A 21,432-nucleotide genomic window follows, 5' to 3' on the forward strand; every position below is an offset into this window, starting at 1 on the left:
ACCCGCCCGCGCGACTTCTCATGGGTCCCGGCCCGATCAACGCCGATCCTCGGGTGCTGCGCGCCATGGCGGCACAACTGGTGGGCCAGTACGACCCCGCCATGACCGGCTACATGACCGAGACGCAAGCGTTCTACCGCACCGTCTTCGGCACCACGAACGAGCACACGCTGCTCGTGGACGGTACCGCCCGGGCCGGCATCGAGGCCGCCCTGGTTTCGCTGATCGACGGTGCCCGCGAATGCGCCCGGCTGCTCGTGGAGGAAGGGCTGCCGGAGGCCGTTGAGCGGCACCGTCGGCACGGCGCCGCGATGCTGGCCGGGGTACAGGCTCTTGGCCTCGATACGTTTGGTGACCTCGGGCACAAGATGAATAACGTCGTCGCGGTCGTGATCCCCGACGGGGTGAACGGCGACAGCGTGCGCGGGGCCCTGCTGAACGACTTCGGCATCGAGATCGGAACCTCGTTCGGCCCACTGCACGGCAAAGTTTGGCGCATCGGAACCATGGGCTACAACGCCCGCCAAGACACCGTGCTGACCACCTTCGCCGCGCTCGAGCAGGTGCTGCGCCGCGCCGGGGCATCCGTTGTGGGTGGCAGCGGTGTGGGCGCCGCCTACGATGTGTACGCCGATAACGCGCGACAGGATGCCCTGTGACGACCGCGGCCGACATCCTCGACCGGTGCGACGAGCTCGCCCGGCACAGCTCTCTGCCGAACGGCCTGATCGAGCGGGTCTACCTCTCGCCCGAACACGCCGCCGTGAACGCCCTCGCCGCCGAGTGGATGACCGCGGCCGGCCTGGCCACCTGGCAGGATGCCGCGGGAAACCAGTGCGGTCGGCTCGAAGGAGCCACCCCCGGGCTACCCGCACTGCTGCTCGGTTCGCACCTCGACACGGTTCCTGCGGCGGGGCGGTACGACGGAATCCTCGGGGTGCTGCTCGCCATCGCGGTGGCCGAACGCCTCGCGCAGTCGGGTCGCCCCCTACCGTTCGCCCTTGAGGTGGCCGCCTTCGGTGACGAAGAGGGCACCCGATTCGGCACCACCCTGCTCGGCAGCCGCGCCCTGGCCGGAACCTGGCAGAACGAGTGGTGGGGCCTGCTCGATGCGAACGGTGTGAGCCTCGACGCGGCCTATCGTGCGTTCGGCCTCGACCCGGCGTTGATCGGCGAGGCCGCGCGCACCCCGGTCGAACTGATCGGCTACCTCGAAGCGCACATCGAACAGGGCGCGGTGCTCGATGACGCCGGCCTCGCGCTCGGCGTCGTGTCGTCGATCGCGGGAGCCCGACGGTTCCAGGTCGTGATCGAGGGGGCTGCAAGGCACTCCGGAACGCCGTGGGCGCTGCGCCGAGACGCCCTGGCCGGGGCGAGCGAGGTCATTCTCGCGATCGAACGCATCGCCCGCGAGGCGGACCTGATCGGCACGGTCGGTCACCTCGCCCTCTTTCCCGACGCGGTGAATGTCATTCCGGGGCGGGTCGAGTTCAGTCTCGACCTGCGCGGCGAGTTTGATCTGCAACGAGACCGGGCGTGGGCCCTGATCGAGCAGACGGCGGAGCAAATTTGCGAACGCCGAGGGCTGACGCTGACGAGCGTTCAAACTCACGGCGCACCGGCCGCGCACTGCAGCCCGCACCTGCGGGCGGCCGTGGCGACCGGCATCCGCTTGGCTGGTGGTGAGTCGTCGCCGACGACGCTGTTCTCTATGGCTGGCCACGACGCCATGGCGATCGCGGCGCTCACCGACATCGGCATGTTGTTCGTGCGCTGCCTCGGCGGCGTCAGTCACCACCCCGACGAATCGGTCACCGAGGCCGACGTGGCCGTCGCGCTCGATGCGTTCGAAGCAGCGGTGCTGGCCCTGGCCGACCAGTACGACGCCGACGAGATGGACTCCGAGTACGACGCACGTGCGGCTCTGAGGTGACCGACACGATGAACATCGGGCAGCGCATCGACGGTCGCTACGGCGAGCTGTCGCCGCAGGAGCAGCGGGTGGCCGATTTCATCCTCGATCACCTGAGCGACCTCGTGGTGTACAACGCGTCGGAGCTGGCCCGACTCGGCGGTGTTTCCAAGGCCACGGTGTCGCGACTGTTTCGCCGGCTGGGCTTTCAGGATTCCGCCGACGTACGCGAGCACGCGCGCACCCTGCGCAGTCACGGCGCCCCGGTGGGTGGGCCGGGAGCCTCCGCCGGTACGCCGTCGCGCCTGGCCGCGCACCTGGAGGGTGAGCAGGAGAACCTGCGGCGACTGCTGCAAAACCTCGAAGACGGTCGACTGGATGCCGCGGCGCGGCTGATCGCGCACGCCGGCAACGTCGTCGTGATCGGGCTGCGCAACAGCTACCCGCTGGCCCTGCACCTGCGCCAGCAACTCGCCCAGGCCTGCCAGAGCGTACGGCTTGCGCCGCTGCCCGGGCAGTCGATCGGCGAGGATCTGGCCGGACTCGGCCCGCACGACGTGGTCGTTCTGCTCGGTTTTCGGCGCCGCACCGCGGGCTTCGGGCAGCTGGTCGCGGCGATCCAGCGGCGGGGGATCCCGCTCGTGCTGATCGCCGACCCGTCGGCCCGCAAGCATGCCGACGGCGCGGCGGTCTGGCTGGAATGCCCGATCGATAGCGTTTCGGCCTTCGACAGCTATGCCACGGCGATGAGCCTGATCAACCTGCTCGCGACCGGCGCGATGGGGGCGCACGTGCGCGAAACCCGCACCCGCATCGCCGCCATCACGCAGGTGTACGAAGACCTCGACGAACTCGAGGCGCCCTGGTGAGTAGATTGGGCACCATGTTGACTCTCTCGGTCTCTGCGCTGCGCGATCGCCTGCACACCTGCCTGGCCGTCGACCGCTGGGCCGAGGAGGTCGCGGCGGGCGCCCCCTACGTCGAGGCCGGTGCGCTGCTCCTGCGCGACATCGCCCTGTTGCGCCTCGCCGCCCTGCTCGACGCTGGCGCGGTATGAGCGCGGACGGCGCCGAGCGGGCGGCGCGCACGCCGGGACTGGAGCTCGCGGATGTCGCGGCACGCAGCCACGTCACGACGCACGTGCTCGACTCCGTCACCGGCCGGCCCGCGGCGGGCGTGGCGGTCACGCTGGAGCAGCGCGTCGGCACCGCGTGGGTGTTGGTCGCGACCGGCGAAACGGATGCTGACGGGCGCCTCACCGCGCTCGGCCCGGCGGCGCTGCCGGCCGGCCGGTACCGCATCAGCTTCGATACCGGAGCCTGGTTCGCGCAGGCCGGGCGGGACACCTTCTACCCGGAGGTGACGATCACGTTCGACCTCGCCGACGTTGCGGAGCACTATCACGTACCCCTGCTGCTCGCCCCGTTCGCCTATTCAACCTATCGAGGCAGCTGACCGCGCCGAGCCGTGAGTTTCGAACGCCGAGGCGTGAGTCTTGGGCGGATGCACCACCCCGCGACTACTCCACGCTCACCCGGCGACCGCGCACATACACCCCGGTGATCGCGGGCTCCCGTAAAGCTAGCAGCAGCGCGAACAGGGTCTGCTCAGCGGCCAGCGCGGCGTCGTCGGCCCGCACGGCGTTTGCGAGCACGAGCGCGAGCGATTCCCAGCGATCGGGGTCGATGAGCAGAAAGTCCGCGTCCTTGCCGAGATCGAAGTTGCCGAACCGGTCCTCCATGTCGAGGGCTCGCGCGCCGGCAAGGGTTCCGGTGAACAGCAGCGCGGCCGGGTCGATCGCCACGCCGGCCTCGCCGGGTTCCGACAAATGTGCTTTGTAGCAGTCGTTGAGCACCCGCGCGACGAGCCATTCGTCGCCGCCGCCAACATCCGTTCCGATCGCTACATTCACGCCGAAACCCGTTGTGCGACGCCACGGCATGGTGCCGGAGCCGAGGAACCCCTGCGAGGTCGGGCAGTGTGCGATCGACGTGCCGGTGTCGGCCAGGCGGGCGAGCTCCGAGTCCTGGCAGTGCACGGCGTGCGCCAGGATGCTGCGCCGCCCGAGCAGCGAGGTGCCGCCGCGGGCTGAGCCCGGCAGGAAGCATCCGTCGTAGGTGTCGAGGTACGTTTTTGTGCCGTACACCGATCGCACGGCGGCGATCTCGCCGGTATCGGGCCGGTCGTTCTCGTTGAGGTGGCTGTGAAAGTAGACGCCGCGCCCGCGCACCGAGTCGTAGAGTTCGCCGAGCCCGGCCAGGGTTGTCGGCGTCACCGAAAGGCTGAATCGCGGCACGATCGCGACCTGCAGCAGCGCGGTCTGGGCCGTACCGGTGTCGACGGCGTGCCAGCGGTCGATCTCGGCGGCCGCGAGCTCAAGAGCCTGCTCCTCGCTAGTCAGGAGCGTGGCGGCCGAGTCGGTGCCCACGGTCTGGATGCCGCGCCCGCTCACCAGCCGCAGGCCGGCCGCCTGGGTTTCTTCAAACAGCGCGTCCTGCGCCGGCGCAAACGCCGACCCGAACACGAGGGCGCTGGTCGTGCCGACGGATGCCCGCCTTCTCGTGAAATCCCGCGCCACCTGTCGCGCAAACCCCGGGTCTTCCAGCAGGGACTCCGCCGGAAACACGCACTCGTCGAGCCATTCCAGTAGCTGGCCGCCGCCGTAGGCATCCGTCGTGTAGGTCTGCGGAAAATGAATGTGGGTGTCGACGAACCCCGGCAGGATGTACCCGGTCCTGGTCACCGGCAGCGCGGCGAACGCCGTCGGCAGCTCGGCGAAGGGACCGACCCAGGCGATCGTGCCGCCCGCCGTCGTGACCAGGGCGCCGTCGGGCACCGAAACGAGGTGCGAACGGGCCTGATCCACGGTCGGCGCGTCGGCAATGTGAAAGATGTGGCCGCCAAAGACCGCGCTACCCGATGCTTCGTACATATCTACGGAGATTATCGCCTCGAACCTGGGAGATCGGCGATTTCGGCACCATCTCGTGAAACTCTCCGCAGATTTGCACGGTGCCCACCGGAACCGGGCCCGACGTCGCCGAGCCGCCCGGCAAAACCGAGCCCCACTCGTTCGGGCGGCCCGTCACGCCGCGCCGCCCACAGCACCTAAACCAGCCCGGCATACGAATCCCAGGCGGGACCGGCGTCGGACGCATCATCGTGCGTGATGGTCGCCTGAATGAGTCCGTAGGGCCGGTCGGCGGCGTGGTACACCTCGTCGTTGTTCGCCACGTTGAACGGCGACAGGTCGTATAGAAAGTGATGCTTGTTCGGCGCCGACAGCCGAATCTCGGCGATGAGCGGATACGCCTCCAGTACGGCCTCGCCCATGCGGTACAGCGTCTGCTGCAGCGCGAGAGAGTGTACGAGCGCGAACTGGGTCATCAGAATCTGCTTGATGCCGGCATAGATCGCCTCCCAATCCACGTCGGTGGTCATGAACCGCCAGCCCGCCGTCAAAGACGTGGCCATCACCCGGTCGTTGGTCGGTTGCAACAGCGTGTACGGATCCTGCATGAATCCGGCGAACTCCGACCCTGTCGACTTGAGAATCACCTGGTCCTTCAGCCCGCCGACCACCCACACCTGCTGCGCCGGCCCGGTTCCCTCGACCGAAATCGCCGCCGTGCGTGTTTTCTGGCCGCGCCGCATCCAGGTGTGGTTGTGCTCGGCGCCGTCCACGACCACGCGTTCCCAGGCGAATTCCTCGATCTCGATGCGCGCCCCCGCGACGGGTTCGATGTGGTCGACGAAGTGCGTGGCGAGGTCGATGCCGTAGCTCTCGATCGACAGCAGCCCCTTCTCCTTCGCGAACGAGTAGGCGGTCTGCTTTTGCGTGTTGGTCGGCAGTACGTGCAGTTGGTCGCCCACGAGGTGCGCCGCCGCGAAATCGCCGTGCAGCGCCGTCGACACGCTCACATCGTGGATCTCATGCCGCGGCGTATCCCGGTAGATGCGCACGATGCGGTTCTCCGCCTTGCCATAACGGTTGGATCCGAGAACGATCGACATCTGGTGCTCCCTGCTGGTTGTTCGAATAGATCTAGAAACGGATGCCGCCCTCGGGCATGAGCAACGCTCCGGTCGGCCGCCCGGCCACGTCGTCGTACACCGAGAACACCTCGCGTCCGGCGAGCCAGGTCGTATGCACCCGGCCGACCAGAAGTGCGCCGTCGAAGGCGCTGACCTTGTTCTTGTGCCGCAAGGATTCGGCGTCGACGAGAAACTCCTCGGCCGGGGCGAACGCGACGAGGTCGGCATCCGCTCCGACCGCGATGGCACCCTTGCCGGCCAGGCCGTCGTGACCGGCGAGGCCAACGAAGCGGGCCGGGGCCGCGCTCATCCACTCGACGACCTGCTCCAGGCCGAGGCCGCGGGCGAGGCCGGCCGACCACACCGCGGCGAGGCTGACATGCAGGCCGGAGATTCCGCCCCAGGCGAGGCGCACCTTACGCAGGGCGGTGGCGGTCGGCGCTTGGTCGGGGGTGGCGACATCCGTTTTTGACGGGGCGTCGATGACCGCATCGATCGGGAGAATCGCGGTGATGACCCCGTTCGTGACGCAGACGGCGGCCGGAATGAAGCCCTGCGCGGTCAGTACCCGTTCGGAGCGGATGACGAGATCGGGGTCGGTCATAGGGTCCTCCCGGGTGTGAATACCGGCGGTTGCTGTGCCTGTTTTCACCCTACTGAAATCAGATTCAGCCCATTTGGGGATTTGGAAACGTGCCCGACCTGCCCCGTGATCCGGCCGGAATATTGCGCGGCTGGGGCCATCAACTGCCGCGCGCCGCGAAGTGGGGGCGACAGGCCCGCGCCGGCTCGGGGAACTCCGCCATTCTGCCGCCGGATCAGGCCGCTTTTGCTCCCGAGACAGCCATCGCCCGACGCAGCCTGCCCACGCGACCTGCCACACCCGTTGGTCGAGCCTGTCGAGGCCACCATCGCCCAACGCGAGCCGGCCTAAGCGACCCGGGCCCGCAGCATCCGTTCAACCGTGCAGCAACCGCCAGATGCGGTCTCGCGACATCGGCAACTCGGTGGGACGGATGCCGATCGCGTCACGCACCGCATTGGCCAGCGCCGGCGCGACCGGGTTGTAGGTCGATTCGCTCATGGACTTGGCTCCGTAAGGCCCGAGCACGTCGTGACTCTGCGCAAAGTAGACCTCGGTGACCGGCAGATCGACCAGCTGGGGAACGTGGTAGTTGCGCAGCACTCGGGTCGTCACCGCGCCGGCGCCGTCGAGCAGCACCTCCTCGAACAGGGCGGTACCGAGCGCCTGTGCGACGCCGCCCTCGATCTGCCCGCGACACTGCTCGGGATTCATGACGAAGCCGGCGTCGGCGGTCTGGATCGACTGCAGAATGCGCACTTCACCGGTGTCGGTGTTCACGGCCACGCGAAAGGCGTGCACGTTGAAGGCCAGGGAGCGCAGCGCTCCGTCTTCGCGCCGCGTGGCGGTCAGATCGATGTCGTTGGCGGTCGCCCAGGAGGCAAGCTCGTCGAGCGAGACGACCGTGCCCGCCGCGCGCAGCCCATCCCGTTCGAGCTGCCACGTCACGTCGGCCGACCCACTGCGCGACGCCGCGGCTGAACCGAGCGTCTCGGCCAGCGCGGTCGCCGCGGCGAGCACGGCTTTGCCGGCTACCACCACCCCGGCCGAGCCGAACGCGCCGGAATCGTAGCCGGCGGCATCCGTGTCGGAGTGCACCAAATCGATGCGGTCCACCGTCGTGTGCAGGGCCGTCGCGGCGATCTGGGCGTGCACGGTCGTGGTGCCGTTGCCGAATTCGGTCGTGCCAACCCGCACCAGATAGCGGCCGCCCGCGAGCAGCTGAACGGATGCCTGCGACCGGTGGCCGCGCGGCGGCGTCGTCGCGATCATCGACGACGCCATGCCGGTACCGACCCGCCACGGGGGCCCGGCCGGAACGACGGTCCCATTGCCACGCTTCAGCGCCGCTTCGGCCAGGTCGAGGCACTGGTCGAGGCCGTAGCTTCCGAAGATCAGGTCGGGGCCTTCCTCGTGCGTGACCACGAGCGGGTCGCCGGGCCGCACCGAGTTCAGTCGGCGCAGTTCGAACGGGTCCACGTGGAGTTTGCGGGCCAGTTCGTCGAGCGCGCACTCGATGGCGAAGATGATCTGGCCGAGGCCGTAGCCGCGGAAGGCGCCCGACGGGGGGTTGTTTGTGTAGACGCTCTGGGCATTTACTTGTTTGTTGGGCACGTTGTACAGCGCGACGGACTCGCTCGTGCCGTGGAACATCACACCGGGCGCGTGGTTGCCGTAGGCGCCGGTGTCGGCGAGCACGCCGAGTTTCAGGGCGGTCAGGCGGCCGTCGGCCGTGGCTCCGAGGGTGACGTCCAGCGTCATGGGATGCCGCACCGGGGCGATGGTGAGCTCGTCGGTGCGGGTGAATTCGTACTGCACCGGCCGCCCGGTTTTCAGCACGGCGAGGGTGACGAGGTCTTCGGTGAGCAGCTCCTGCTTGCCCCCGAAGCCGCCGCCGACCCGGGCGGTGAAGACGCGCACATCGGCCGGTTCGAGGTCGAACAGACGGCAGATCTCCTTCTGCACCAGGAACGGCACCTGCGAGCTCGTGCGCAAGTTCAGCCGGCCCTGCTCGAGCCAGCCGATTGTGGCGTGGGTTTCGAGGTGGGTGTGCGAGATGCGCTGGGTTTGCCAGCTGCCGGAGACGATGGTGGTGGCCTCGGCGAGGCCGGCCTCGACGTTGCCGTATTCGCCGTGCAGTTCGGCGGCCAGATTGCGCCGAGGGTCGGCCAGGCGCGACACGACCGGGTCCTTGTCGCCGTGCACGAGCGGCGCACCGGGAGCGCCGGCCAGCTGCGGGTCGAACACGGCATCGAGTAGCTCGTATTCAACCTCGAGCAGCCGGCAGGCGGCCTCGGCGATGGCGACCGAGTCGGCCACGACCGCCGCAACCCGCTGTCCGCGAAAGCGCAGCGTCGCATCGAAGACCAGGGTGTCGTCGGGGTCGTCGAATCGGCTTTCATGCCGTGCCGTGGAGAACAGCGTCGCGGGGGAGTCGGCGTGGGTGAGCACGCGGTGCACGCCGGGCAGTGCGGCCGCCCTGGTGGAATCTAGAGAGCGGATGCGTGCATGCGCGTGCGGACTGCCCAGCACAGCAAGGTGCAGTAGCCCGGGAATAGCCACATCGAGGGTGTACGGCTCGAGCCCGCAGACCACGCGTTCTCCGGCGATCGCCCCGGAGGAGGTGCCGACCGGGCCGACGGCCTGGCCGGCTCGGCCGGTCGCACGCACCCGGCCGAGCATTGATGCGTCCGACTGTTCGCGCCCGGGCACCACGTGGCAAGAGCCTTCCGGCGGGGTGTGCTGGCCGGTAATTGCGTCGGTGATCGAGCGGTAGCCGGTGCACCGGCAGAGGTTGCCCTTGAGTAGTCGGGGCAGGTCGTGCAGTCGCGGCAACGCGCCCGGTTCGGTGTCGGCATCGGCTTCGATGGCGGCGGCGGTCACGACCATGCCGGGCGTGCAGAAGCCGCATTGAAAGCCCGCGGAATCGACGAAACGCTGCTGCACGGGCGCGAGATTGCCGGGCTGGCCGAGGCCGGCCGCGGTCGTGATCTGCTTTCCGGCCGCCCGGTACGCCGGGTAGATGCAGGAGTGCACTGGTGTGCCGTCGACCTGCACCGTGCAGGTGCCGCAGTCGCCGGTGTCGCAGCCCTTCTTCACCTCGAAGTGTTCCTGCTCCCGTAACAGCGTGCGCAGGCACTGGCCGGCAGCGGGCGTCGCCTCGACCCGGGTGCCGTTGACCTCGAAGGTGACGGTGGCGACCATCGCGGCCTGCTCCAGCGTCATGACTGACTTGCGACGTCGGTCGAGGCGGCGAGTTCGGCGCGAATCTCTTCGCCGAGCAGCAGTCCCATCGCGCGTCGCCAGTCGGCGGCGCCGTGGGCATCCGTGAACCAGCAGTCGATCGCGGCAATATCGCCGGCGAGAACGTCGGCGGCGGGCAGTTCCGAATACCGCAGCTGCACGGGGCGCAGCGTCGCCGCCGTGACCGTGAGCACGAAGTCGCCGTCGGCGTCGACCCGCCCGGCCAACACCGCGCCCGAGCGTCCGAGCGGTGACAGGGCAATCTTGCGATACGCCGTCGTGGCCTGCAGCGAGGTCAGCGGCACTCGAATGGAACGCAACACATCATTGGCCGCAAGCGCATTGGTCATATTGCCGGTGACGAACTGTCGGGCCGGTACGACCTCGTCACTGCCGTCGCCGCGCCAGACCAGCAGCTCGGCATCGAGCGCGACGGCGAGGGTGATCATGGGCCCGGCTGGAAGCGAGGTGGCCAGGTTGCCGCCGACCGTCGCCACATTCCACACCTTGAATGAGCCGAACAGGGCCGTGCAGCACTGGTAAAAAAGCGGATGCGCCGCCCACCCGGCCTGCATGGGCAGCCGGGAGAGCTCGGCCAGAGTGCATGTTGCCGCGATCTCGAGGCCATCCTCGGTAATCGTGAGCGCCGGCCACCCCAGGGTCTGCAAATCGACGAGTGCCCTGAGGTGGGCGCGCGGGTCGGCAAACAGCTCGGATCCCCCGGCCAACGGTACGACGGTCGGCCCGAGCGCGATGAGGTCGCTGCGCGTTCGAGCCGGGATGATACGGGTCACGGTACTGAGGTCCATTGTTGTCTCCGTTGGATGCTGTGAATCCCACTCACTATGCGGTGGCGCATCCATGCGAGCGGCGCTGGCACACGGTTTGAGTTCACGAGGGCGAAGCGAGCACGGGAGTAGGCGCCCCGCCTGGTCGGGACCAGACTACCTTTGGCGGCCCGGGATTAGCAGACACGAGAGCACCCGCAGGTTGATTCCCAGCCGACGCTGTCATTATTTGGTCGATTACGACGGTGGGAGACCGAGATGACCGCTGGCCCAACCTCCGAACACACGATGCCGTTCGAACAACGGGATGCCGATTCGAACCGGCCGGATCCTGATCATTTCGATGTGGTCGTGATCGGTGCCGGCCCGGCTGGAACCGCTGCAGCCCTGCGCGCGGCGAAACTGGGCGCATCCGTCGCCGTCTGCGAATCTGACCGTCTCGGCGGCACGTGCGTGAACACCGGATGCGTACCCACCCGCGTACTGGCGAAAACGGCTCGGCTCATGCGGGAGATCCGCACCGCCAACGCGTACGGCATCTCCGTGTCCGAGCGCCCCCTGGACTGGCCCGCCACCGTCGTCCGCGTCCGGCAAACCGTTGACCGGGTGCGTTTGATGAAAAATGAGGCGACGCGATTCGCTGACGCCGGTGTGGAACTCATTCTTGAGGGGCGCGCCTGCTTTCTGGATGCCTCCACGCTCAGACTGGAATCTGGGCGTCGGGTGACCGCCGGTGCCGTACTGGTGTGCGTCGGCGGTCATTCCCGGCGGCTGCCGGTTCCAGGAGCTGAGCTCGCGACGGTACCGGAGCACGTGCTCGACCTTCCGAGTGTTCCCAGTCGCCTGGCCGTGATCGGCGGGGGAAACACCGGTGCCCAACTGGTCACTGTGTTTCGTTCCTTCGGCTCGGCTGTGACCCTGCTCGATGTGGCCGACCGCGTGCTCGCCACGTCTGACGAGTCCGTCTCGCACGCCGTCGCCCAGGCTTTCGTCGAGCAAGGTGTCATACTCCGCCTGGGCATCGACGGAATTGACGGACTTCAACGCGCCGCTGACGGCTCGATCACACTGACCTGGCGGGAGAACGGGCTCGAGAGTGCGAGCAGCTTCGACGCTGTGATCATGGCCACTGGCTGGCCTGCGGATATCGGTGACCTCGGACTGGAAAATGCCGGTGTCCTCACGAGTCGTTCGTCCGTTTCCGTCGATGCGTATTTTCGAAGTTCGGTACCGCACATTTTCGCTGTTGGCGACGCCAACGGCCGAGATATGCTCGTGCAGGCCGCACAATTCGAAGGAGAGGCCGCGGCCGAGAACGCCGTGTTGGATGCCAATCGACGAACCCCGCACCACCTGCTTCCCGCGGGTGGGTTCACCGATCCGGACTACGCAGGTGTCGGTCTGACCGAGGCCGATGCCCGGCGGCGCGACGAGCTGTGCGTCGTAACGGTGGTGCCCTATTCGCTGCTGGATCGGGCGGTGATCGATGATCGCCAGCGGGGATTCCTCAAGCTCATCGCCGACCGCCGGCGGGAGCTCATTCTCGGCGCCCACGCGGTCGGTGAAAACGCCGTGGAGGTCATTCAGTCCGTGACGACGGCGATGGCTGCCGGGATCGACGTGGCCACGCTGGCAAACGTGCGATTCGCCTACCCCACCTACAGCGCCGTGATCGGACTCGCTGCACGAGCCCTGCTGGCCGAGCACGCCGATCGCTCGGCCACGCGGGATGGTCAGACGTCGATCGTGTAGACGAGTTCTTCCTGCAGCATACCGAGCCATTCGTAGAGTTCGCGCAGAAACGGGGTGTTGTCACCAAGGAGGTGCACGACCCCGTCCGGGGTGATCTGCAGCCGGTCGGCGAGGGTCAGCCGCAGGTCGGTGAGGCTTCGCAGCCAGGCCTGCACGGCATCGGGATCGAGACTGATCGTGAGCGGCTGGAGGTCGTCGCTGTCGTCGTCGGGGGAGGAATCGGGAGTGTCGGTATCCGCTTCACTGGAACCCAGCGAATTCAGCACGACCTGGGCGTTCTGCGCCTTGCGATCGAGCAGGTCGGTCGCCGTGAACCGGCGAAACTCGGCGGCCGCGTCGTCGTCGTCGCGGTAGGCGTCGGGCAGCAGGCGCCCGAAGATTCCGTCGCTCGCGGCGAGAGAGGGGTCATCGGCACCCGAGTCGAGCATCTCGAGAAGCTGGGTGGTAGCGAGGCGCAGCAGGTCGGCTTCGATCGGTTCGAAGCGGCCGTGCAGGGTGCCATCCGGCTGAGTGGTGAATCGACTCACTCGTCGGCCTTCGCCAGCGTCGCCATCAGGCCGTAGCCGTGCATGGCTTCGACGTGACGTTCCATGGATTCGCGATTGCCAGTGGCCACGACGGCGCGGCCGTTATTGTGCACCTGCAGCATGAGCCGTTCGGCCTGCTTGGGCGAGACGCCGAAGTAGCTGCGAAAGACGTAGGCCACGTAGGACATGAGGTTCACCGGGTCGTCCCAGACCAGGGTCACCCACGGTCGGTCGAGTGACACGTCCTCGCGAAGGTCGGTCTGTTCGGTAGTCTGCGTCACCTCATAAGCCTCACACGCTCCCGCCGGGTTTTCCACCGCCGCGTCATACTTGCCCGCGCGGCGTGCGGGTTCGGGGCGAGGGAATATCCTTGAGTATGACGTCTTTTGCACCATCGTCCGCTTTGTCCCCAGCCCACGGCGCTCAGCACCCTGAGCTGGCCCCGCTGACCAACATCGATGTTGAGCGCATTCGCAACGACTTTCCGGTGCTGCACCAAACGGTGAACGGGCATCCGCTTGTCTATCTGGACTCTGGAGCCACCTCGCAGAATCCGATCAGCGTGATGGAAGCCGAGCAGGAATACTACGAGCAGCGCAACGCGGCCGTGCACCGCGGCGCCCACACGCTCGCCGTCGAAGCGACCGAGGGGTTCGAAGCCGCCCGCGAAAAGGTTGCCGCGTTCGTCGGCGCCCAGACCGACGAGATCGTCTGGACCTCCAACGCCACCGAGGGCATCAACCTGCTGGCCTACAGCTTCTCCAACGCCTCACTCGGCCTCGGCGGCCCGGCCGCCCGCCGCTTCAGCCTCGGCGCCGGTGACGAGATCGTGGTCACCGAGATGGAACACCACGCCAACCTCATTCCCTGGCAGCAACTCGCCCTGCGCACCGGTGCCACGCTGCGCTTCATTCCCGTACTCGACGACGGCACACTCGACCTGCTGGCCGCAGCGGATGTTGTCGGCCCCCACACGAGACTGCTCGCCTTCACCCACGGCTCCAACGTCACCGGCACCATCAACCCGGTGGCCGAACTCGTGGCCCTGGCCCGCCGCGTCGGTGCGCTGGTCGTGCTCGACGCCTGCCAGACCGTGCCGCACCTTCCCGTGGACGTCAAGGCGCTCGACGTGGACTTCGCCGTCTTCTCGGGCCACAAGATGCTCGGCCCCACGGGCATCGGCGCGCTCTACGGTAAAGCCGAACTGCTCGCCGACATGCCGCCGTTCCTCACCGGCGGGTCGATGATCACGACCGTCGACATGACTCAAGCTGAGTTTCTCGCTCCGCCGCAGCGCTTCGAGGCCGGCACCCAGCGCATCTCGCAGGCCATCGCCCTGGCCGCGGCCGTCGATTACCTGAGCGAAACCGGCATGGATCGAGTGCACGCCTGGGAGGCCCAGCTCGGCCAGCGCCTGGTTGCCGGCCTGGCTGAAATCCCCGGTGTACGGCTGCTCGGCCCCGGTCTCGGCGTGGAACGCCTGGGACTTGCCGCCGTCGACGTCGCCGGAGTGCACGCGCACGACGTCGGTCAGTTTCTCGACGACGCCGGCATCGCCGTGCGGGTCGGCCATCACTGTGCGCAGCCCCTGCATCGCCGACTCGGCGTGACCGCGTCCACCCGCGCGAGCACCTATCTCTACAACACGACCGATGAGGTCGACCTGTTTCTGGCCACCCTCGCCGAGGTCGCCCCCTTCTTCGGAGTCAAGCAATGAGTGACTTGCAGCAGCTGTATCAGACGATCATTCTCGAGCACGCCAAAGCCCGGCACGGGGCGGTCGAACTCACGCCACTCGCCGAGGCCGTGGCTCTCGGCGCGGCCGGTGGCCTGCGGGTAGCCGAATCGCACCAGATCAACACGACCTGTGGTGACGAGGTCACCCTGCGCGTCTCGCTCGGCGTCGGCGCTGAAACGGATTCTGCCGTGACCGACCTGGTCTGGACCGGCGAGGGCTGCTCGATCTCGCAGGCATCCGCTTCGATTCTGACCGACACCCTGCGCGGTCTCAGCGTAACCTCGGCACGCGCGTTGCTCGACAACTTTCGGGAGATGCTGCGCTCCCGCGGAAAGATCGAGCCCGACGAGGAGATTCTCGGCGACGCCGCCGCCTTCGGGGGAGTCTCGCGTTACCCGGCCCGAGTCAAGTGCGCCATGCTGCCCTGGGTCGCCTTCGAGGCTGCCCTGATCGACGCTGAGTCGCACTAGTTTGCTCGTGCCTGCGGCCCGCTCAGATCGACCGGGCCCGGGCCCGGAAAGTGGGCCAGGCCTCAGTTTTCGCCGGTGCCGAGCTCGGCGTGCAGCGGCCAGTCCTGGTCGTCCAGAATGAGCTGCGCGCAGGCGCCCGTGCGGGCGTTGACCACGATGGGCGCCATCAGGTTCACCGTCGTGGTGCTCTCGCCGGGGTTGACGACCACGAGCACGAGAGCATCGTCGGGCGTCGTCAGCGACAACGCGATCGACTGCTCGCTCGAGATCGCCGGGGTGTAGTTGGGCAGAAAGATGGCCGCGTCGAGAACGAACAGGCGCGTGGTCGGGTGAGCGGATGCCTGCAGCGAGTAGAGTCCAGCGGCCCCCTCGATCTCGTTGAGCACGAAGTCGGTGAGTGGCGCCAGCCCGGGCGGGGGAGAGACGAAGCTGAGGGTGGGGCTGGTGAGGGTAGTCGTCATGAGAGAAAGTCCATCAGGGTTGGTTGAAGTACACGGGCGGTAACAGCGAGTGCGGCCTGATAGGTCACTTCCTGCAGTTTCAAATCAATGATGACCTGGCCCAGGTCGGCGTCTTCGATGCCGGACCGTTGGGCATCCAGTGTGCCGGTCTTTTCGAGCAGGGTCGACTGGGCGCGTTCCATCTGCACCTGGCGGGCACCCATTTCACTGCGTTGACCGGTCATGATGGCCATCCTTGTGTCGAGTTCCTCAAGGCGAGAGCCCACGTTGACCGCGCTGTTGGTCGAGCGCAGGTCAGCGACAATATTGTCGAGCAATGCGAAAACCGATGACGAGCCGGTGTTTTCGTCATCCTTGCCGAAGATCGTCGCGCCTGCTGCGTCGACCCGCACGGTGCTCGTCGCACTGATGCGCCGTTCGACGCTGCTTGCGCCCGCCGTGTCGCCCGAGTATGCGTAGATCGTCGCTCCGGTGCTGTCGGTGCCCGCTGCGGCAAACGCCATAGCATCATCCGAGTTGCCGGCGAAGACGCTGCGCCCGAGAAACTTCGTGTTGGCCTGCGAGAGGAGATCGGTTTTGAGTCCGTCGATCTCAATCGCAATGGCCTCTTTGGCCGTCGCTGACAGCGAGCCGGAATTGGCGCCCTGCACGGTGAGGTCCCGTACGCGGTTCATGATGTCCGACACTGACCCGAGCGAGGATTCGATGGTGGTCAGCCAGTCGTTGCCGTTGTCGGCATTGGCGCTGTACTGATCGACTGCACGCATCTCGGCGCGCACCGCCATAGCCGCGGCGGCCGCGGTCGGATCGTCCGAGGAACGGTTGATGGATTTGAGCGTGCTGGCCTGCTCCTGCAACCGCGCGAGGTGCGTCATGTTCTCCTGCAGGTTGCGCTGGGCAGCGCGCATCTGCGTCTGGGTGGTTACCCGATCGACCATGAGTTACCTCCCGACCAATCCGGTGCGGTTGATGAGCGTGTCGAGCATCTCGTCGACGGCCGTCATCATGCGGGCCGCTCCCTGATAGGCGTGCTGGAACATCAGCAGGTTGACGTTCTCCTCGTCGAGGTCGACCGAGGAGTTGGCGAGCTGCTGGTTGGCAGCGCCCGATGCCGTCGAGCTGGCCAGCGCCGCCGACTGCAGCTCGGTCTGAGTGAGCACGCCGGTCTTCGTGACAAAGTCCGACCAGGTGGTGCTCGGCGAGACGATCGCGCCGTCGACGTCGGTCGCGAATCCGGCGCCGAGCTGGGCGATGGCATCCGCTATGGTGCCGTCGTAGGCGCCAGAGTCAGCGGATGCGCGTACGGCCATGTCAGCGGATGATTTCGGCACAATACTGAGAGCCTGTGCGGCGGGTGCGCCATCTATAGACGAGAAGAACTCGAAGCCATCGTCGCCGTCTTGGTTGAAGCCGGTCTTGTAGATGTCGTTGACCGTGGCCTTCAGTTCGGTCGCAAACGTGTTGTACGACGCGGCAGCCTCAGCCAGCGCGCCACCGGACCCGCTGACGTTGGCCTCGCCGAGCAGAGACAGTGCGCCGGCCATTTCGCCCAGGTCCATGGTCACGGCGGTGTCGGCGTTGTCGGCCCACACCAGGGTTACGTCACGGCTATCCTGCATCACTCGCGGAGAGTCGGCGGTGACCTGCACCTGATGCGCGGTGCCGCCGGAGACGAGTGCGTTGCCGCCCACGAGCACGGTGACGGTGCCGTCGGCCTGCTCGGTGACGCTCGCCCCGGTCAGGGCGGCGATCGTGGTTGTGAGGGCGCTGCGCTGGTCGAGCAGTTCGTTGGCCGTACCGCCCGTGGCGAGGCTCTGGCGAATCTGCACGTTGAGCGCTGCGACCTGGGTGGCCGCGCCGTTGAGTTCCGAGACCATATTGTTCAGGTCGCTGCGCACGTTCGACCACTCGTCGGAAACGGCCTGGTAGCCCTCGGAGATCTGGGTGAGCAGTTCGCCGGCCGTGCCGAGCAGCAGCGCTGCGGGGGCTGCGGTGTCGGTGCCGTTCGATAGGGTCTGCCAGCCGGCCCAGAATTCGTCGAGCTTGGCTGAGATGCCGTTTTTGCCGGGTTCATTGAGCGAATCTTCGACCGAGGCGAGAGCGTTGGCCCGCACCGCCGTATAGCCGGCGGTTGCGGCGGTTGCTCGCACGCGGGCATCCAGTTGGGCGCTGGCCAGGCGAGCGATGCCGTCCATGGCAACGCCTTCACCGACCCTGGCGCCCTGGGTGAAGATTCCGGTCGGGGCCGTGGCGCCGAGAGCGGAGGTCGATATGCGCTGGCGGGTGTAGCCCTCCGTATTGGCATTGGCAATGTTCTGCCCGACCACGTCGAGGCCCTGGCGCGCGGCAACGAGGCCGGTGTACGCGGTGTTCAAGCCACCAAATGTGCTCACCGTGTTCTCCGTTCTTCTCGTTGGTCGTGCAAAGTTACAGGTTGCGGTCGAAAATGCGGGCGGCGGTCACCGGGGCGTCGGTCACTCCGCTGGCGTCGTAGGTTTTGGGGTTGGCGCTGACCGTGGTCATCGTCTCCTGGGTAGAGCGGGCCGCGGCACGAATAAAACGTTCGTTGGTGTCGCGGAGTTCTTTGATCTGGCTGGTGAGATCGCCCATGGCTTTGAGGTGTGCGGCGAAGATTTCTCCCCACGGCCCCGCGGGAGCATTGGCGGCGAGTTCACGCAGGGTGGCGTCTTCTGCTGTTCCCCATTGGGTAGCCAGTGCGGCTACCTCAACGGAGCGCCCAAGTCCGGCTTCACGCACGAGGTTCAAAACCTGTTCAACCTCGCGAGTGGCGTGTTGCAGCCAGCGGGACTTGCCGCCCTGCAGCAGAAGCTGTTCCTCTTCGAGTTTGAACACGAGCAACTCGAGAAGTTCACGTTCTCGCCACAGCAACGCAGACAATTCGTTGGCGCCCATGACTCCTCCAGCCCACAATTTCACTCGCGCTCAGGGCTACACGGGTGCGTGTGCTCTGGTTCATTCGTTGCCACTATCGGCCGAGAAAACATCGCGGTTAGGCAAAATAGCCTGATTTCTTGCCGAATTGCCCAACCGTGTCCTCTAAAGAGAGGACGAATTAATGTACCAAATGGGCGTTGTAGCGCTACCCATTTGCCTCCTAGTGGGGGTAGCTTTGATTTCGCAGGCATTGGGGCCTCTCGCGGGAGGTACGTAAGCCCTTCCGTGCAGATTCGAAAATTGGCATGAGAAGCTCGGGGGACGCACGTGAATCGCACTGACCGTAATGCCCTCGTCGTCGAGAATCTGCCCCTGGTCGGCTACCTCGTTTCGGAGGTCTGGGCCAAGGCTCGCCACCTCTCCCGTGACGACCTCGCCTCGGCCGGCGCTGTTGCCCTCATTACCTCAGCGGATGCTTTCAACCCCACCCTCGGGGTTCCCTTCGGAGCCTTCGCCCGGCGCCGTATCATCGGTGCTTTCGCCGACGAGATGCGCTCGAGCGACTGGGCCACCCGCTCCGCTCGCCGCCGTATCAAAGAAACTCTTGCCGTACAGGACACCCTCGCGGCCGCCCTCGGGCGAACCCCGAACGTGAACGAGATCGCCGATGCTCTCGGTGTTGACCGCGACACCGCCGCGGCCGGCCTGGCCGACGCGGCCCGCACCCTCTCAGCCCTCGACGACACGACCGCCGAGTTTCTCGTGGCCGACACCGCCATGCCCGAAGAGTCACTGCTCTCCACCGAACGTCTCGTCTACCTGCGGGCGGCCATCGCAGCCCTGCCGGAAAAGATGCGCGCCATCGTAGAGCAGATCTACTTCGATGACCGCCCGGTCAAAGACATCGCTGTCGAATTGGGCACCACGCACTCCGCCGTCTCCCAAATGCGCGCCGAGGCGATTCGCCTGCTGCGCGACGGACTCAGCACGCACTACGCCGACGAAATCGAAACCGCGGCTGCGTATCAGCCGGAGTCGCGCATTGCTCCGGCTCGCCGCAGCGCCTACCTCGCCCGACTCGCCGACCTCGCCACGGTCGGCATGACCCGCACCGCGCACGAACACCTGCAGCTCGACACGGTCGAACGCGCAGCATCCTGACTTTTCAGTAATCTCACCGCTAGCCCATGGATGGGCCGGCTTCATAACACCTCACGGAAGAAACCCTCATGGTCATGCAGATCAACACCAATACCTCAGCATCCGACGCCTACCGCAAACTGGCCGCCGCGCAGAGCGCACTCACCCAGCCCACCGTTGCGATTTCGAGCGGACTCACGTCATCCGAGCCGGCCGTCACCGCGGACAGCGTGGACTTCGAGGGGAAGACCCGGGCGGTCTCGGCTGAGAACAGCCTTGCGGCGGCGTCGCGCCTGAGCAACAACGCCATGGCCGAGCAGATGGTGGACCTTACCCGCGTGAGCATTCTCGCCCAACCGGTCACCGCGGTCTCCGCCCAGGCCAACCAGTCGAACTCCGACGTTCTGCAGCTGCTGCGCCCCGCCGCGTAACCGCTGCTTGCTTTTTCTTGAAGACGCTGTCCCTTCGTGGGGCAGCGTCTTCTTTGCGTATGGGGCCCGCTAGCGGGCGATCTGGCCTCGGAATCTAACCCCCACGGCAAAACGGTCGATAGCAAGAGTTGCCAGACCATGGATGGGCTGGTGTAACACGACCCACTCACGGAGGATTCACCATGGGCATGCAAGTCAACACCAACGTCGCGGCCAACAACGCGTACCGTAACCTGGCCACCACGCAGAATGATCTTTCCAAGTCGCTCGAGAAGCTGTCGAGTGGTCTTCGTATCAACCGGGCAGCGGATGACGCGGCCGGGCTTGCAGTTTCTGAGGGTTTGAAGTCTCAGGTTGGTGGCCTCACCGTCGCCAGCCGTAACGCTCAGGACGCCGTCTCGGTCATCCAGACCGCTGAAGGTTCGCTTAACGAGGTGCAGTCGATTCTGCAGCGTGTGCGTGACCTGGCCGTTCAGGCCGGTAACGACTCGAACAACGAAGAGTCCCGCGCTGCGATCAAGACCGAAGTAACGGCTTTGACCGCCGAGCTCGACCGCATCAGCGATTCCACGAACTTCAACGGCACCAACCTGCTCGACGGAAGCAAGCCCGAACTGAGCTTCCAGGTTGGCGCAAACGGTGACTCAAGCAGCCAGATCAAGGTCAAGCTCGATGGTGCGAACGTCGCCGACATCACGAAGGCAATCGGCGCAGACAACGTCGGTACGTCCTACGCATACGCCGCCGCGGATACAGCCAAGTACAAGGACCTGAGCTTCAAAATCGATGGTGGCACCGCCATCGTCGTGACGGGCAGTACCAAGCTTGCTGCACTTACGACCTCTTCAACCGCAGAAGACGTAGTCGACGCGCTGAACAGCAACGATAACTTCAAGGCACAGATGATTGCCACCGTTGACGAGAGCGGTAACGTCAATGCAAAGGCGATTGATGGTGGCTCCGTCGTCCAATCTGTGGCGGGTGGACCGGGTACGGCTACGGCTAGCACGATTGGTGGTTTGGACTTCTCAAGCGCTAAAGGCGCGGCTGCAGCAATTACTGCTCTCGACAACCAGATAACCGAGGTCTCCACGGCTCGTGCCTCGCTTGGTGCGGACCAGAACCGTTTTGAGAGTGTCATCAAGAACCTGGCCGTCTCGAAAGAGAACCTCACCGCCGCCGGTTCGCGTATACGCGACACCGACATGGCTGAAGAGATGGTCAAGTACACCCGTGCGAACATCCTGTCGCAGGCCGGTACCGCCATGCTCGCGCAGGCCAACCAGTCCAACTCGGGCGTTCTGCAGCTGCTTCAGTAGTTCGACGACTCATTGGATTGATTCTGATCCGAGCGCCAATCAGCGTTGAGTACAAAACTCACGTTTCTGGCGCACCCCGCCCCAATCGGGGGTACCGAGTCATCTGACTCCCTACCCTCGGCGGTCGATAGTAGTTTG

Annotated in this window: 22 protein-coding genes; 11 read left to right on the plus strand and 11 right to left on the minus strand. The window is 66.3% G+C overall.

All coding sequences use genetic code 11. The features are described 5' to 3' along the window. Positions 1–20 precede the first annotated feature (20 nt). From CXY77_RS17765 to uraH, 5 genes are read left to right on the plus strand one after another with little or no spacing between them, the layout of a single operon-like run. On the plus strand, positions 21–659 hold the full coding sequence (locus tag CXY77_RS17765) for an alanine--glyoxylate aminotransferase family protein (RefSeq protein ID WP_104130784.1): 639 nt from the start codon (positions 21–23) through the stop codon (positions 657–659). Next, on the plus strand, positions 656–1,933 hold the full coding sequence (locus CXY77_RS17770) for an allantoate amidohydrolase (protein ID WP_104130634.1): 1,278 nt from the start codon (positions 656–658) through the stop codon (positions 1,931–1,933). The genes CXY77_RS17765 and CXY77_RS17770 overlap by 4 nt, the downstream gene beginning before the upstream one ends. Beyond that, the gene (locus tag CXY77_RS17775) at positions 1,930–2,781 is read left to right on the plus strand and encodes a MurR/RpiR family transcriptional regulator (protein ID WP_233197503.1); all 852 of its coding nucleotides are present in this window, start codon (positions 1,930–1,932) and stop codon (positions 2,779–2,781) included. The genes CXY77_RS17770 and CXY77_RS17775 overlap by 4 nt, the downstream gene beginning before the upstream one ends. Before the next feature lie 14 nt (positions 2,782–2,795). Further along, on the plus strand, positions 2,796–2,969 hold the full coding sequence (locus tag CXY77_RS20240) for a hypothetical protein (protein WP_158252880.1): 174 nt from the start codon (positions 2,796–2,798) through the stop codon (positions 2,967–2,969). Continuing rightward, positions 2,966–3,367: a hydroxyisourate hydrolase gene (gene uraH, locus CXY77_RS17785; RefSeq protein ID WP_104090670.1), complete on the plus strand. Its 402-nt coding sequence runs from the start codon at positions 2,966–2,968 to the stop codon at positions 3,365–3,367. Before CXY77_RS20240 ends, uraH begins: the two co-directional genes overlap by 4 nt. A gap of 64 nt (positions 3,368–3,431) precedes the next feature. On the opposite strand, the gene CXY77_RS17790 is transcribed toward uraH, so the two are convergent. From CXY77_RS17790 to CXY77_RS17810, 5 genes are all read right to left on the minus strand, one after another. Then, positions 3,432–4,844 (minus strand): amidohydrolase family protein, encoded by a 1,413-nt coding sequence (locus CXY77_RS17790; protein WP_104130635.1) that lies wholly within the window; start codon positions 4,842–4,844, stop codon positions 3,432–3,434. A 176-nt stretch (positions 4,845–5,020) separates the two neighbouring features. Beyond that, a complete protein-coding gene (gene pucL / locus CXY77_RS17795; protein WP_092339694.1) occupies positions 5,021–5,926 on the minus strand; it encodes a factor-independent urate hydroxylase in 906 nt (301 codons plus the stop codon). A gap of 31 nt (positions 5,927–5,957) precedes the next feature. Next, positions 5,958–6,551, minus strand: coding sequence for an amidohydrolase family protein (locus CXY77_RS17800; RefSeq protein WP_104130636.1), 594 nt, complete (start codon positions 6,549–6,551; stop codon positions 5,958–5,960). 354 nt (positions 6,552–6,905) lie between these two features. Further along, positions 6,906–9,755, minus strand: a complete 2,850-nt coding sequence (locus CXY77_RS17805) for a molybdopterin-dependent oxidoreductase (RefSeq protein ID WP_233197504.1) — start codon at positions 9,753–9,755, stop codon at positions 6,906–6,908. Beyond that, a complete protein-coding gene (locus CXY77_RS17810; RefSeq protein WP_233197505.1) occupies positions 9,752–10,582 on the minus strand; it encodes an FAD binding domain-containing protein in 831 nt (276 codons plus the stop codon). The genes CXY77_RS17805 and CXY77_RS17810 overlap by 4 nt, the downstream gene beginning before the upstream one ends. 237 nt (positions 10,583–10,819) lie before the next feature. Here CXY77_RS17810 and CXY77_RS17815 point away from each other — a divergent pair, with 237 nt between their 5' ends. Further along, entirely contained in the window at positions 10,820–12,313 is a 1,494-nt protein-coding gene (locus tag CXY77_RS17815; RefSeq protein ID WP_233197506.1) for an NAD(P)/FAD-dependent oxidoreductase, read from the plus strand. Here the strand turns inward: CXY77_RS17815 and CXY77_RS17820 are convergent. Beyond that, positions 12,295–12,840: a DUF2017 family protein gene (locus tag CXY77_RS17820; RefSeq protein WP_092339697.1), complete on the minus strand. Its 546-nt coding sequence runs from the start codon at positions 12,838–12,840 to the stop codon at positions 12,295–12,297. The genes CXY77_RS17815 and CXY77_RS17820 overlap by 19 nt on opposite strands. Then, on the minus strand, positions 12,837–13,121 hold the full coding sequence (gene clpS, locus CXY77_RS20775) for an ATP-dependent Clp protease adapter ClpS (RefSeq protein WP_092339698.1): 285 nt from the start codon (positions 13,119–13,121) through the stop codon (positions 12,837–12,839). Before clpS ends, CXY77_RS17820 begins: the two co-directional genes overlap by 4 nt. A gap of 95 nt (positions 13,122–13,216) precedes the next feature. Here clpS and CXY77_RS17830 point away from each other — a divergent pair, with 95 nt between their 5' ends. Then, positions 13,217–14,557: an aminotransferase class V-fold PLP-dependent enzyme gene (locus tag CXY77_RS17830; RefSeq protein ID WP_092339699.1), complete on the plus strand. Its 1,341-nt coding sequence runs from the start codon at positions 13,217–13,219 to the stop codon at positions 14,555–14,557. Further along, entirely contained in the window at positions 14,554–15,048 is a 495-nt protein-coding gene (gene sufU, locus CXY77_RS17835) for a Fe-S cluster assembly sulfur transfer protein SufU (RefSeq protein ID WP_104130639.1), read from the plus strand. The genes CXY77_RS17830 and sufU overlap by 4 nt, the downstream gene beginning before the upstream one ends. Positions 15,049–15,110: 62 nt before the next feature. Here sufU and CXY77_RS17840 read toward each other — a convergent pair whose 3' ends face one another. The 4 genes from CXY77_RS17840 to CXY77_RS17855 are packed head-to-tail and all read right to left on the minus strand — an operon-like array spanning position 15,111 to position 18,422. Then, positions 15,111–15,509, minus strand: a complete 399-nt coding sequence (locus CXY77_RS17840) for a flagellar assembly protein FliW (protein WP_092339701.1) — start codon at positions 15,507–15,509, stop codon at positions 15,111–15,113. Beyond that, complete coding sequence (gene flgL, locus CXY77_RS17845; protein WP_104130640.1) at positions 15,506–16,447, minus strand: flagellar hook-associated protein FlgL; 942 nt, start codon at positions 16,445–16,447, stop codon at positions 15,506–15,508. Before flgL ends, CXY77_RS17840 begins: the two co-directional genes overlap by 4 nt. A gap of 3 nt (positions 16,448–16,450) precedes the next feature. Next, positions 16,451–17,902 (minus strand): flagellar hook-associated protein FlgK, encoded by a 1,452-nt coding sequence (gene flgK / locus CXY77_RS17850; protein ID WP_104130641.1) that lies wholly within the window; start codon positions 17,900–17,902, stop codon positions 16,451–16,453. Positions 17,903–17,936: 34 nt separating this feature from the next. Beyond that, a complete protein-coding gene (locus CXY77_RS17855) occupies positions 17,937–18,422 on the minus strand; it encodes a flagellar protein FlgN (protein WP_092339704.1) in 486 nt (161 codons plus the stop codon). Between the two features lie 309 nt (positions 18,423–18,731). Between CXY77_RS17855 and CXY77_RS17860 the strand changes: the two genes are divergently transcribed. The 3 genes from CXY77_RS17860 (at position 18,732) to CXY77_RS17870 (ending at position 21,294) form a co-directional block, all read left to right on the plus strand. Then, positions 18,732–19,565 (plus strand): sigma-70 family RNA polymerase sigma factor, encoded by an 834-nt coding sequence (locus CXY77_RS17860; RefSeq protein WP_104130642.1) that lies wholly within the window; start codon positions 18,732–18,734, stop codon positions 19,563–19,565. Positions 19,566–19,639: 74 nt separating this feature from the next. Beyond that, positions 19,640–19,975, plus strand: coding sequence for a hypothetical protein (locus tag CXY77_RS17865; protein ID WP_140425579.1), 336 nt, complete (start codon positions 19,640–19,642; stop codon positions 19,973–19,975). Positions 19,976–20,157: 182 nt separating this feature from the next. Further along, entirely contained in the window at positions 20,158–21,294 is a 1,137-nt protein-coding gene (locus tag CXY77_RS17870) for a flagellin (protein ID WP_104130644.1), read from the plus strand. The last annotated feature ends 138 nt before the right edge of the window (positions 21,295–21,432 follow it).

The organism is Cryobacterium sp. N21 (assembly GCF_002929575.1).
GTDB classification, from domain to species: domain Bacteria; phylum Actinomycetota; class Actinomycetes; order Actinomycetales; family Microbacteriaceae; genus Cryobacterium; species Cryobacterium flavum.

Excerpts from the sequence above, each read along its gene's own strand:
- CXY77_RS17790 (WP_104130635.1), bottom strand. The coding sequence starts at position 4,844 with ATGTACGAAGCATCGGGTAGCGCGGTCTTTGGCGGCCACATCTTTCAC.
- CXY77_RS20240 (WP_158252880.1), top strand. The coding sequence starts at position 2,796 with ATGTTGACTCTCTCGGTCTCTGCGCTGCGCGATCGCCTGCACACCTGC.
- pucL (WP_092339694.1), bottom strand. The coding sequence starts at position 5,926 with ATGTCGATCGTTCTCGGATCCAACCGTTATGGCAAGGCGGAGAACCGC.
- CXY77_RS17840 (WP_092339701.1), bottom strand. The coding sequence starts at position 15,509 with ATGACGACTACCCTCACCAGCCCCACCCTCAGCTTCGTCTCTCCCCCG.
- sufU (WP_104130639.1), top strand. The coding sequence starts at position 14,554 with ATGAGTGACTTGCAGCAGCTGTATCAGACGATCATTCTCGAGCACGCC.
- CXY77_RS17800 (WP_104130636.1), bottom strand. The coding sequence starts at position 6,551 with ATGACCGACCCCGATCTCGTCATCCGCTCCGAACGGGTACTGACCGCG.
- CXY77_RS17830 (WP_092339699.1), top strand. The coding sequence starts at position 13,217 with ATGACGTCTTTTGCACCATCGTCCGCTTTGTCCCCAGCCCACGGCGCT.
- uraH (WP_104090670.1), top strand. The coding sequence starts at position 2,966 with ATGAGCGCGGACGGCGCCGAGCGGGCGGCGCGCACGCCGGGACTGGAG.
- CXY77_RS17865 (WP_140425579.1), top strand. The coding sequence starts at position 19,640 with ATGCAGATCAACACCAATACCTCAGCATCCGACGCCTACCGCAAACTG.
- CXY77_RS17765 (WP_104130784.1), top strand. The coding sequence starts at position 21 with ATGGGTCCCGGCCCGATCAACGCCGATCCTCGGGTGCTGCGCGCCATG.
- flgL (WP_104130640.1), bottom strand. The coding sequence starts at position 16,447 with ATGGTCGATCGGGTAACCACCCAGACGCAGATGCGCGCTGCCCAGCGC.
- CXY77_RS17805 (WP_233197504.1), bottom strand. The coding sequence starts at position 9,755 with ATGACGCTGGAGCAGGCCGCGATGGTCGCCACCGTCACCTTCGAGGTC.
- CXY77_RS17855 (WP_092339704.1), bottom strand. The coding sequence starts at position 18,422 with ATGGGCGCCAACGAATTGTCTGCGTTGCTGTGGCGAGAACGTGAACTT.
- CXY77_RS17810 (WP_233197505.1), bottom strand. The coding sequence starts at position 10,582 with ATGGACCTCAGTACCGTGACCCGTATCATCCCGGCTCGAACGCGCAGC.
- CXY77_RS17870 (WP_104130644.1), top strand. The coding sequence starts at position 20,158 with ATGGGCATGCAAGTCAACACCAACGTCGCGGCCAACAACGCGTACCGT.
- CXY77_RS17815 (WP_233197506.1), top strand. The coding sequence starts at position 10,820 with ATGACCGCTGGCCCAACCTCCGAACACACGATGCCGTTCGAACAACGG.